The sequence below is a fragment of the Paraburkholderia sp. WC7.3g genome, assembly GCF_050436345.1.
In the GTDB taxonomy this organism is placed as follows: Bacteria; Pseudomonadota; Gammaproteobacteria; order Burkholderiales; family Burkholderiaceae; genus Paraburkholderia; species Paraburkholderia podalyriae.
On record NZ_JBNDMA010000004.1, the window covers coordinates 1775935 to 1787753 of the forward strand.

Consider the following 11819-nt stretch of genomic DNA (forward strand, 5'->3'; position numbering starts at 1 on the left):
ACCGGGCCGTGACCTTGTCTGACGAAATGCATCGAGCCATTTGCGTGAACCGCGAGTGCTCCCCGACTTCACGGCGTCGGCGCGAAAGCATGCGAAATTGTCATGCGGACGACGTCGGCACCTGCGGTGTTGAGTCAGTTGTCGTCGCTTCTGGACGGGAGATGCTCGTGAGGCTCGGGCTCTGCCGCGTCTGCGTTAGGAAGGTCGTCTCGGGCCGGATTTTGCAGGCCCTTCGGATCGGGCTGGCGAGTCGTGCCGGCGGAAGTTTGCGCGGGGTCGAGAGAGGTGCCGGTCGGCTCAGCGGATGGATTGGAGGTCATGATGTGCTCCTGCGCTGATGAATGCAGCTTCTACCATGATAATCCGCCTAGCCGATCTGAGTGATACGCGCTGCGCGGGCAAGACGCGGCATATTCAAGCCGCACCCGCCAGACATCTGGAAGGTAGCAAATTACATGAGGCAACAACCCCGGCCTGGTAACAAATAATCTGAGTCAATGCGTCACAAAGAGCCAACCATCCGGCTCGGCTGGCGGTCGGCTGGCAGTGGCCATATCCTCGCTTGGTCGGCGACGTCAATGGTTGAACGGTGCATCGACAAGAACAAGGCTCTCCGGGTAAATGGATTTCAACCCGTGTAACGGCTATGTAACCGTTGAATTCCGGCTCCGTCGATTCGCCCTCGACGAAGCGCTACCGCGCCGTCCCTGGCATCGACACCTCTGGGTGCGCCGACGGCGCTTTGCACCAGGTTGTCCATTTCGCCGATCACGTGCGCCAGTTCCCCCGTAATCACAGCGAATTCGCGTCCGAACTGCCCAGCGCGCGCGGCAGCAACGCGCGCATTCAGCGCGACGATGTTTGCACGCATGGAGATCGCTGCCAGTTCGTCGACGACGGCTAACTGACGCCGGCGCGCCGCCGTCTCGACACTCTGCATTTCGTCCTGATACGCCTGCGTAATGGCCTGCAGAAGATCCAGCAGCGGAGAGGCTTCGTCGGTGAGCCGGCCAACGGCTTCGTCGCGGAGTACACAAACCGGTTGGGGATTCCGTTCGAGCGCTTCGATGGCGTCCGCTGCGAGTCTCATGAAGCCACGAATGCGCTCATCGGCCCTCTGCGAGCCAAAATAGAGGGCGCGTAGCGCGTCCGAGAACGCGCCGGGTAAACGATCGTCGCCGTCGACTAGCTGGGCGTGCGCCTGCGCAAACGTCGCGAGGCACGTCCGTGCGACGGCAAGCGCCGCCGCTTCGCCACGGACGCTCAGCAGAACGTGCAGCACGATGCGCTGCGAGAGCATGCGCTGCCGGCCCGCGAGGTTGATGAGTTCACCAACGATTTCCCCCGATACCGTATCTGTAAGGTCCCGCTTGTTCATCATGAGTAACGCACCCGATCCCGAGAATGGTCCGATATGCGAGGCGAAGCGTGGTGCCCCCTTCGGGCAAACAAAAAAGCGTCCCGAAGCGCACCGGACATGGAAACCATGCCCATAGTGTCACTTCGGGACGCCGTTGCCCCGCATGATCAACTCTACCCGCCGTTTTGTGCGGGGTCTTCGTTTGATTGGGCCACCGTTGGCCCGACACTTTCAAGAGAGCAATACATGTGCCATCGGCGCTCCGCGAGACTGCGCTCGGTGACGACGAATAGTCAGGGCGCCTGCGCTCAAACGCCCGGCCCCTTTGACGTGCCTGATGCGCCTGCTGTTGGTGCATCGCACCTACTTCGGGCACGCGGAGTAGATCAGCGAAAACAGTATGGGAGGCGTTGACGGTTCGTCATCCGACCAACCGGTGTCTCGATCGATTGCAGGCGGCCACCCGGCCTGAATGAACCGTTGCGATCATGCTTCGAGCGATGGTATCCGACGCTCGGGGCCAACAATAGCGATCGCCATACCGCGGCGTAGTGCCCCTGTTTTGGCGCGGTCTCCTATTCGAACTCCGCGATCCGCAGGCCAATTTCCCAATGGCTTCATATCAATTCCGTTATACAACACATAACGAATCAAAATTTCGGCCTTGATATTGACTCACCACCATCATCGCTGACGCGACGCAGCCAGTCGTCCGCCGACTGGCGTCGTCTCCTTCCGGTTCCCCATCTTCGGAGACTCCATGAGAACAAACTTCGCTCGCGCGGCGGTGCGCTCACTGCGCCCTGCGGTTACGCTTTTAGCCGCGCTTGGCATCTATGTCGCGTTGAGCCCCGCTGCCGCCGCCGCGGTGCCGATGGGCGTCGCGTTCGTCTACCTCGGCAACCCCGGTGACGCTGGCTGGACCTACGCACACGAACAGGGTGTGAAGGCGATCGAAGCGAGGTTCGGTGACAAGATCAAGGTCACGCGCGTCGAGAACGTACCCGAATCCGCTGACTCGGAGCGCGTGTTTCGCGACCTCGCGAACAAGGGCAACAAGATTATCGTGGGCTCGAGCTTCGGATTCCAGGACTTCGAACTGAAGACTGCAAAGGATTATCCCGACGTCGTCTTCGAGCATGCGACCGGATACAAGAAGGCCACGAACTTTGCGACCTATGACGTGCGCACGTACCAGAGCGCCTATCTGGCTGGGCTCGTCGGCGGCTATACGACGAAGACGAATACGCTCGGCTTCGTCGCCTCGGTGCCGGTCCCGGAAGTGGTACGCAACATCAACGCCTTCACAATGGGTGCGCGTTCGATCAATCCGAATGCGAAGGTAAAGGTCATATGGATCAATAGCTGGTTCGATCCAGGCAAGGAGAAACAGGCGGCCGAAACGCTGATTGGCCAGGGAGCCGACGTGCTGATCCAGAACACCGATTCGACGGCGACAATGCAGACTGCCGAGCAGAAGAAAGTGCACGCGTTCGGCTGGGACTCGGACATGAAGAAGTTCGGCCCGAATGCCCAATTGGGCGCATGCGTGAGCTACTGGGGCGTCTACTACTCTCACCTGGTCGAACAGGTGCAATCCGGCACGTGGACCAACGCGCCGACGTGGTGGGGTCTCAAGGAAAAAGCAATCGACCTCGCTGACATCAACACTGCAGCCGTATCGCCTGCCGCGCAAAAGGCGCTGGTGCAAAAGCGCGACGACATTATCGCTGGCAGATTCGATCCGTTCTCCGGACCGATCAGGGATCAGAATGGCGCGATCAAGGTGGCAGCCGGCACGTCGCTGCCCGACGCCGAATTGCTGCGGCTCAACTGGTTCGTGCAAGGGGTCGAGGGCACGTTACCGAAGTAACTCAGCCAACGTGGAAGAGATACACGTTGAGCCTTACCATTTCACCGAAACAGAACGCGTCGGCGTTCCCTGAGCAGGGGCTCGCGCCGACACGCGAGCAGATCGCCCGCCATTTGCGTCATGCAAGCGTTATCGCAGAACGTGCGATGCTGTTGGGCCGTCACCCGTTTGGCGCCATACTCGTCGGGCCTGATCAGGAGTCGGTTCTAATAGAACAGGGCAATGTCGATTCCGCCAATCATGCGGAAGCGGTGCTCGCGCGTATCGCGGTCGCCGAAATAGGTGGTGGTGGTAGCCGGGCGTGCAGTCATGAGCGGAATGCGTAGGTACGAGCATGGCCGAACAGCGGGTTCTTGATCCAAGCTTCCGGCCGACGGTCCAGTGTTAGTGGAAATCCATGCGCAGCCCGAGTATGGCTTCCACTTGTTTCAAGGTCCCGTCGCGGCGCCATTGAAGGCACTTTATGTAGCAGGTCTGAGCAGGTGGCATGTCAGGCGGCAAACAGTTCCATGTCTTTTGCTCGGTCAAGACCCAAAGTATCGCGTTCAATATTTCGCGCGGATGCCTGCGTTTCTTTCCAAAACGCCTTGCTTCATCGAACCGGAAGAGGTCGACGATACGCGCCCAGTCCGCGTCGCTCAGTGGTATAAATGCGGACATACTATGCACCCATCTTTTCTTGCCGCGGGCTGCAATTCCCTTCCGTCAGATCTTGATCGCATCATCCGGATCATTTTTCCGAATCGCGTGCGTTCAATGGACGACGCCAAAGAGCACACGCGCCCTCTCTTCAGGTGTCAATCTGTCAGCCGCAATCGGCATCGTTGAAAAAAGCAGCGCATCCGGGGCTTTCCGCCGTCTGCGGCCACGCACCTGGAGCGATACACAGTTAGCAAGCGAGCCGTGCTGCGGGTGTGTCATGGCCACTTTCCGACGGCTGCGCGCAAAGAACTCAGTTCCACCATTGCCGCTGCCGCTTGTTGAAGACATCGTAGGCAGCCGTGGATCCGACTTCCATCGGTGTCGACGGATTGTGTCATCGGAAATGGCTGATTCGCGTGTCAGGATTTCCTTCTGGGTTAAACGAGGCGCTTCGGCTTGTTCGTTGATTTTTCGTCGAGTCATCCGCGTCGCACGCGTATCTCCTCGATCCCGTTGTCACGACGAATTTGTGCTTCGCGAAACACCGCCTGCGCCTGACGCTTGCTCGCTTTTTTATTTGAGCTCGACCGTGACGAAGCTTCGTGCGTGATTGCGCTGAATCAGCAACGCTGCTTTCTTGCCAGCCCTTGCCGCAAGCGACGCCAGTTCATCCTGCGACGCGACCAGCGTGCCGTTCAACGACAGCACGACATCGCCCGGCTTGATGCCGGCAGCGGCCGCTGTCCCCGACACGCCATCGACCATCAGACCTTGAGGAAGGTCCATGCTGCGCCGCTCCTGGTCGGTCAAAGAATGCATCGTGAGGCCAAGATGATCGAGCGCGTGAAACTGCCGCGAGCCTGCGTCAGAGCTTGGGCCTGCAACCCCGCCCGCAGCTGCGTTCGCCTGTTGCGACGCTGGCCCGACATTCACCATCACCGTCATCGGCTTGCGATCGCGGATCAGCTTCAGCGGGACTTTCGTTCCGGTCTGCAATGCTGGGTTCTGTTCGGTTAGATCGGCCGCGCGGTCGATAGGCTTGTCGGCGAGTTGCACGATCACGTCGCCCGTTTTCAGATTGCTCGCCGCCGCCGGACTGCCCGGATCGACCAACGTCACCAGCGCGCCCGCCGCGCGCGGCAGGCCGAACGCGCCAGCCAGATTCGCATCGACGTCCTGTACCTGAATGCCCAGATTGCTGCGCGCATCGTTTTGCGCGCTTTGCTGGTCCTGCGAGGCTTGCCCGTCTTGCAACTGCGAGCGCACCTTGTTCGCCATATTGATGGGGATTGCGAACGTCAGGCTCTGCAAGCGATCGCTATCGGCATACACCTGCACGTCGATGCCGACCACTTCGCCCGCGCGGTTGAACACGGGGCCGCCCGAGTTGTCGGGGTTCAGCGACACGTCCGTCTGGAAGAACGGAAAGGTGCTGCCATCGGCGAGCGTGCGCGACGTCGCGCTGATGATGCCCGCCGTGACCGTATTCTGATAGCTGTCTGGCGAACCGATCGTCAGCACCTGCTCGCCCACGCGCACGCGCGCCGAATCGCCGAGCTTGACGGTAGGCAGTTCCGTCGCGTCGATCTGGATCACGGCGATGTCGCTTTGCGTATCGACGGCCACGATTTTTGCCTTGAACTCGCGCCGGTCGGTCAGACGCACGGTCACGTCATCGGACTGATCGACGACATGCGCCGTTGTCAGAATGAGACCGTTCGGGCTCACGATGAAGCCCGATCCGACGCCGGACATCGCGCGCGGCGTAGCGCCCTGACCGTTTTGCGATTGTGGCAAGACCTGCTTGAAGAACGAGAAGATGGGATCGTCGCGGTCGACCGCTTCGGCGCTGGGACCCAAAGCGGGCATCGCGCTGGCGGGCGCATTCACCGGCACTGTCGCGCGGATATTCACGACAGCCGGCCCATAACGCTCGACGACCGCGGGAAAGTCGATTGGCGCGGCCGTGCTGCCGGTTGCAGCGCGCTTGCCCTTCGCTGGCGCGGTGGCAGGCGCCGATGGTGGCGCCGATGCAGGCGCAACCGCGGAAGCGGTTGCCGGAGAAGTGACGACTGCGGCTGCGTCCGCGCAGGAACAACCGATCAGACATGCCGTTGTCACGGCAGCGTAAAACCAGATGCGAGCCCGAGTTGAGCGGATCGATTGAGTCAGGTCAGACACAGCGCCCCCCAATATGCGTTGCACTGTGAAGAAAATATTTCGCGCGTGTGGTAGCGCCGAGCGTTCCAGCGTTTCCGCGCGCAGGGATGCGATCGACCCGATACACGATCTCGCGTGAATCAAAGTCGGCTTGAGATTCGGCTGCAGCATGTTTGCCAGCAATGGGCCATCAGGACGCGAACGGTTTGCTCGCTCGTCCTCTTTTATTTATAGGGAAGCGGCGGGCAAATTGCAGCGAGTAGAAATCCTGGCGTGGGTCAAAGGGTCGTCGTCGCGCGCGTTGCAAGTGGCGGCACGTCGAATGCTTTGCCCTCACGGCTTGCTTGTGACTACGCGAGGCGCGTGGCCATGCTGTGCCAGTCTTGCGTCTGAGAAATCCTGGAAGGCAAACAGCTGAACGGCTACCGGCATCTCGTTCTCGTCGACGCGACAGCCTGGCGCGGAATCTGCTTGCTGCCGTACCAGCACGATCCCGGCGAAACGACCGGGGCCCGACCAGGAGGAGACAATGCACGATGACGCCTATCACGCTATAAGGCCAATGGCGCCTCGTGAGGATGGCTGGCTCACCCCGTCGATTCAGAAATCCCACGAACGCTCGGAAATCTTTGGCTTGAGTGCTTCGATGCGCCCGGACTATGACGTGCTGCCGGCCGCCGAACTTGCGCTGAAGCTGGAACAAAGCCGCGTCCTGTGCGCGCATGCCACGCCGGTGATGGAAACGTTGCACGAGCAGATCGTCAACACGCACAGCATGATCGTGCTGACCGACGCCGACGGTTTGGTTCTTCATTCGATCGGCGACGATGACTTTCTGCGGCGAGCCGAGAGAGTCGCGCTGCGTCCGGGCGCCAACTGGGCTGAAGCGCGGCAAGGTACCAATGCGATCGGCACGGCGCTCGCCGAGCGCTGCCCGACCGTCGTGCATGGCCCGCAGCACTATCTCGCAGCCAACCGCTTTCTCACCTGCTCCAGCGTGCCGATTCTCGATCCGTACGGCGATCCGATCGGCGTGCTCGACGTTACCGGAGACCATCGCAGCTACCATCAGCACACCATGGCGCTTGCCAGGATGTCCGTCCAGATGATCGAGAATCATCTGTTTGCCAATACCTTCCGCGAGACCTTGCAAATTGTCTTTCACGGCCGCCCCGAGTTTCTCGGCACCTTGATGGAAGGCATTGTCGCGTTCACCTGCGATGGCCGCTTCCTGTCAGCCAATCGCAGTGCGCAGTTCCAGTTGGGCCTGCCGCTCACCGGCTTGCGGGCCCATACCCTGTCATCCCTGTTCGGCCTGACCAGCGCGCAACTGATCGACCGCCTACGCACGAACCGCGACCGGCATCTGTCGCTGAATCTGAGCAACGGCGCGGTGGTGTGCGCACATGTAGCGTTCCGGCGCGCCACGCTCGCTGACGACGGACGGCCGCCGGAGGTGCGTCCCGAGCCAGGACCGGCGCACCGCGGCGAGCTACCCTCACCCGCCGCCAGTTCGCTGTCGAGACTGAGCTACCTTGATACCGGCGATCCACAGATCGCGGCAGTGATCGTCAAAGTCCGTAAGGTGATCGGCAGGGACATCCCGATTCTGATCACGGGCGAAACCGGCACCGGCAAAGAGCTGCTCGCCCAGGCGATCCACAACGACTCGCCGCGCCGCGCAGGTGCGTTCGTTGCGGTCAACTGCGCATCGATACCGGAAACGCTGATCGAATCCGAGCTGTTCGGCTATGAAGAAGGCGCCTTCACCGGCGCGCGGCGCAAGGGCGCCGCCGGTAAATTGCTGCAGGCCAATGGCGGCACGCTCTTTCTGGACGAAATCGGCGACATGCCCTATCCGCTGCAGGTGCGGCTGCTGCGCGTGCTGCAGGAGCGTCTGGTTAACCCGCTCGGCTCCTCGAAGTCGATTTCGGTAGATGTCGCGATCATTTGCGCAACCCATCGCGATCTGCGTGGAATGATCGCGCAGAACCGCTTTCGCGAGGACCTGTACTACCGCCTCAACGGACTGGTGGTGAAATTGCCGCCGTTGCGCGAGCGCACCGATTTGTCCGCCGTGATTCAAAAGATGCTGCAATGCGCGTCGTCTGAAAGCGCTGACGGCCAACGACTCAGCGTTGCGGACGACGTGATGAGACTGTTTGAGCAATACGCATGGCCCGGCAATTTTCGCCAGCTCGGCAACCTTCTGCGCACCGCCGCCGCCATGGTCGATGCGGACGGCCAGATCCGATGCGAGCATTTACCCGACGACTTCTTCGACGACTTGCGCAGCACCGCCACAACGTCCGCCCGGATCATTGAAGCCGTGCCGCTTCCCAGCGGGCGGCTCGAGGACGTCGCCACCAGCGTCATCGCCAACGCCGTTGCACAGCATGGTGGCAACGTGTCGGCAGCCGCTCGCGCGCTCGGCATTTCGCGCAATACGATCTACCGCAAGCTGCCCGCGCGCGGTCTCGACAATTCTGAAGACGCAGCCTGACTGCCTGTGTCGTGCCTGTGCCGCAGTGCTCCATTTTGCAACAGCGGTGTTCTCCAATTGAACAGCATGCGGACGCTCGCGCCACTCGGGTGATCAGTAACCGCACTGTAAAACGCGCGCTCACGTGCAACGACGGTCCAACGTCGCCTCGTGCCGGGAGACAACGCTCCCGTCGCGCTTCGACAGAGCCCCAAGCGCTGCACGACACGATCGGCATGGAGCTTGCATTTGAATGCTGTGACCGCTTCCTCGATGCGGTTCCTCAATCACATGTCGTATCCAAGGAGACAGCCATGCAATGGACCACCCCCGCCTATACCAATCTGCGTTTCGGCTTTGAAATCACGATGTACATCGCCAATCGGTGAAACAACGATGAAGCCGCACCCCGTGCGGAACTGTGGTCGCTCGAACACGTACTGCCGGGCGTGCGCTTCGCAGTCGACGCGTACGTAAACTTCGCGCGGCGGGCGCCATGGCAGGAGGCAGTCTGCTCCTCGCTCACGGAGATGTTCGCGCCGCAGATTCTTCGAGACCGGCTGGCTGGCCGGATAGATATCCCTGGATCGACGCGCAAGGGCTGCAATACTTTCGCAGCCGCATTCCGCTTGCCCAGCGCGATGTCGAGCACGGGCTCGACGTCACGCTTAACCACTTCAGGACACCGGACGCGCAACAGCGCGCACTCGACATACTGCGCTTCAAGCTCGACATTCTGTGGTCGACGCTCGATGCCATCGACATCGAAAAGGCGTACCCCTTATGAACGCCCCGAACACCGACCACTACGCCAGCCTGCGGCCGCGTTTGCGCTCCCTGTTCCGCCTGCAATGGGAAGTGGCGCAAGATGCCTACGTCTTGTTGTATCCAGAAGGAATGGTCAAGCTCAATCCGAGTGCGGGAGAAATTCTCAAGCGCTGCGACGGAACCCGCGAACTCGACGACATCATCGACGAACTGGAAGATCTGTTCAGTGCGTCGAATCTCGCCGCCGACGTTTATCGTTTTATCGACCATGCGCGGCAACGCGGCTGGCTGGATTGACATGGACACTGTGACCGGCGCCCCTCGCGCTCGCGCTTCCCCGCCGTTGTGGCTGCTGGCGGAACTCACGTATCGCTGCCCGCTGCACTGCGCGTTCTGCCACAACCCGGTCGACTTCGCCAGCCATGGCGCGGAGCTCGACACTCAGACCTGGCGCGACGTGATCACGCAGGCGCGCAGCATGGGCGCCGCGCAAATCGGCTTCTCTGGCGGCGAACCGCTGGTGCGCGACGACCTCGAAACGCTGGTCGCGCATGCCCGTGGCCTTGGCTTCTATACGAACCTGATCACCTCGGGTGTCGGGCTCAATGAGACGCGCATTGCCCGCCTGAAAGAGGCGGGCCTGGATCATATCCAGCTCTCGTTTCAGGATTCGACGCGCGAGCTGAACGATTTCGTATCCAGCACGAAGACCTTCGAACTGAAACAGCGCGTGGCGCGCCTGATCAAGGCGCTCGGTTATCCAATGGTGCTCAATTGCGTCCTGCATCGTTATAACCTGCCGCACGTCGGGCAGATCATCGAGATGGCGCTCGAGATCGGCGCCGACTACCTCGAACTCGCGAACACGCAGTACTACGGCTGGGCCATGCTCAACCGCGACCAGTTGATGCCGACCAGCGAACAGTTGCAGGAAGCCGAGGCGACGGTCAACCGATACCGCGAACGTGTCGGCGATCGCTGCCGCATTCTGTTCGTGGTCCCCGATTACTTCGAGGCGGGCCCTGCAAGACCTGCGACGAGCGCGAGACCGATCATGGAGGATGCCGCTGCCAGGCATATCTGCTGACCGGAGACGACGCAGCCGCTGACCCTGTGTGTGCAAAGACTTACCAGCGCGGTGTCTTACCAGCGCCCTAACGCCCGCCCGGCGATCCTCATGAACGAAGAGGGATCACCGGGCCGCTTGTTATGTCGCTAGCTATTTTTTGACTACTTCGGCATCCGCGCGGTCAATGGCGTCGAGGACGCTTTCGCGTTGTCGTCGGTCAGCTTGGTCGCACCGGCGCTGTAGCCGTTCGAATACAACAGGAACGCCATGATGTCCGCATAATCCTGCGGCTTCATCTTGCCGGGACGGTCCGCCGGCATATTGTTCGCCATGTATCCGTACACGCCGCCGATGGTGAGTTTCGCGTTGGCCGCCGGCGCGAAGGCCGGACCGCGCAAGGCGGGCGCATTCAGCCCTTGCAGTTCGGGACCATGGCATTTCGCGCACGAACTCGAATACAGGGTCTTGCCGTGCGCCACCTGCGCGCGGTCGAAGCCAGGAGCATCGGCTGGCGCGCTCGCATCGACCTTGATGAAGCCGCCTTGCCGTGGCTGCCGGCTGCCGGCCAGCGTCATTTGCCACGCTGAATCAGATCGGCCTGGGCCGTCGCGATAGGCAAACGTGGCTCCGGTCGGCCGAGCCGCCTGAGATGGCTCGGGCAAAGCCCAGCGGCGCGTCAACGCTGCCAGTCTGCCGTCGGACGCCATCTTCGCCAATGCGGCGTCGATACGCGGCTGCAACGTCGCGCCGCTCTTCCCGAACGCGAACACCAGATGCCAGTCCGCATACGCCGAGGCGGCGTCCGCGATCTGGAAGTGCTGCTCCGGATGCGTGAACGTATAAGCCACGACTGCCGGATACCAGACGATCGCGCGTTGCGCATGCCCGCTTGCGACGGCATCCACCGTGAGTTCCGCCGTATTCTCCAGGTCGAGCTTCACGTTGGGCTGCTGCACGGCGATCAACTGCGCGGGGCTCGCATAAGTTGCCGCGACGATTTCCGCACTGCCGGGGTGTGCCGACGGCTCGCGCAGAGTCACGCTCACGTAGCCAGAGTGCAGGTAGCCACGCGAGAAAGTTAGCTTGCTGCCCGAGCCATCGGCAACCGTCGAGCGCGGAAAGCCGGCGATGACGTCGCATTTGCGAGCGAGCGCCTTGTTGAGTTCTTTGAGCGACACGCCATCGTCGTCACTACCGTCGAAACCGCCCGGTGCGAGCGACAGCGCGATACCCGCCGTGCGAAACGCCTCGCGCGTCACCGCCTCGTCGAGCACGGTCGACGGACTGCCGGGAAACGTACAGACGCGCACGCCAGCGCTAGCGAAGCCAGGCGTGATCGCGCCAGTGGCCAGCAACACACTGGCGAGAGCAATCGAATTGAGTCGAGTCTTCATGGTCTTGCTTCCGGAAAGGCGGGGCCGCCACAATCCGTCTTCTTACGCGAATGCGCGTTGAGCAGGCCGGC

The 11819-nt window shown here is 61.4% G+C and carries 9 protein-coding genes and 3 pseudogenes; 7 read left to right on the forward strand and 5 right to left on the reverse strand.

Going from position 1 to position 11819, the window contains the following annotated elements; genetic code table 11:
• Positions 1 to 134: 134 nt before the first annotated feature.
• Positions 135 to 320, reverse strand: coding sequence for a hypothetical protein (locus tag OKW43_RS41805; RefSeq protein ID WP_429454678.1), 186 nt, complete (start codon positions 318 to 320; stop codon positions 135 to 137).
• Positions 321 to 628: 308 nt separating this feature from the next.
• A complete protein-coding gene (locus tag OKW43_RS41810; RefSeq protein ID WP_429454679.1) occupies positions 629 to 1381 on the reverse strand; it encodes a type IV pili methyl-accepting chemotaxis transducer N-terminal domain-containing protein in 753 nt (250 codons plus the stop codon).
• Positions 1382 to 2120: 739 nt separating this feature from the next.
• Here OKW43_RS41810 and OKW43_RS41815 point away from each other — a divergent pair.
• Together OKW43_RS41815 and OKW43_RS41820 are read left to right on the forward strand one after the other, a co-directional pair.
• Positions 2121 to 3233 carry a BMP family ABC transporter substrate-binding protein gene (locus OKW43_RS41815; protein WP_429454680.1) on the forward strand — a complete coding sequence of 371 codons (1113 nt, stop codon included), beginning with the start codon at positions 2121 to 2123 and terminating at the stop codon, positions 3231 to 3233.
• 26 nt (positions 3234 to 3259) lie between these two features.
• Positions 3260 to 3502: pseudogene (locus OKW43_RS41820) on the forward strand (nucleoside deaminase); the annotation flags it as partial.
• A 115-nt stretch (positions 3503 to 3617) separates the two neighbouring features.
• Here OKW43_RS41820 and OKW43_RS41825 read toward each other — a convergent pair.
• Positions 3618 to 3893, reverse strand: a complete 276-nt coding sequence (locus OKW43_RS41825; protein ID WP_187637458.1) for a transposase — start codon at positions 3891 to 3893, stop codon at positions 3618 to 3620.
• A gap of 555 nt (positions 3894 to 4448) precedes the next feature.
• Positions 4449 to 5789, reverse strand: a complete 1341-nt coding sequence (locus tag OKW43_RS41830; protein ID WP_429454681.1) for a trypsin-like peptidase domain-containing protein — start codon at positions 5787 to 5789, stop codon at positions 4449 to 4451.
• 775 nt (positions 5790 to 6564) lie between these two features.
• Between OKW43_RS41830 and OKW43_RS41835 the strand changes: the two genes are divergently transcribed.
• The 5 genes and pseudogenes from OKW43_RS41835 to OKW43_RS41855 form a co-directional block, all read left to right on the forward strand.
• Positions 6565 to 8538, forward strand: a complete 1974-nt coding sequence (locus OKW43_RS41835; protein ID WP_429454682.1) for a sigma-54-dependent Fis family transcriptional regulator — start codon at positions 6565 to 6567, stop codon at positions 8536 to 8538.
• Between the two features lie 293 nt (positions 8539 to 8831).
• Entirely contained in the window at positions 8832 to 8906 is a 75-nt protein-coding gene (gene pqqA, locus OKW43_RS41840) for a pyrroloquinoline quinone precursor peptide PqqA (protein WP_187637499.1), read from the forward strand.
• Positions 8907 to 8927: 21 nt separating this feature from the next.
• Positions 8928 to 9304 (forward strand): annotated as a pseudogene (locus OKW43_RS41845) (pyrroloquinoline-quinone synthase PqqC); the annotation flags it as partial.
• Positions 9301 to 9582, forward strand: coding sequence for a pyrroloquinoline quinone biosynthesis peptide chaperone PqqD (pqqD, locus tag OKW43_RS41850; protein WP_187637461.1), 282 nt, complete (start codon positions 9301 to 9303; stop codon positions 9580 to 9582). The pseudogene OKW43_RS41845 and the gene pqqD, both read left to right, overlap by 4 nt.
• Position 9583: 1 nt before the next feature.
• Positions 9584 to 10425 (forward strand): annotated as a pseudogene (locus OKW43_RS41855) (radical SAM protein); the annotation flags it as partial.
• Between the two features lie 90 nt (positions 10426 to 10515).
• Here OKW43_RS41855 and OKW43_RS41860 read toward each other — a convergent pair.
• Complete coding sequence (locus tag OKW43_RS41860; RefSeq protein WP_429454683.1) at positions 10516 to 11748, reverse strand: c-type cytochrome; 1233 nt, start codon at positions 11746 to 11748, stop codon at positions 10516 to 10518.
• Between the last annotated feature and the right edge of the window lie 71 nt (positions 11749 to 11819).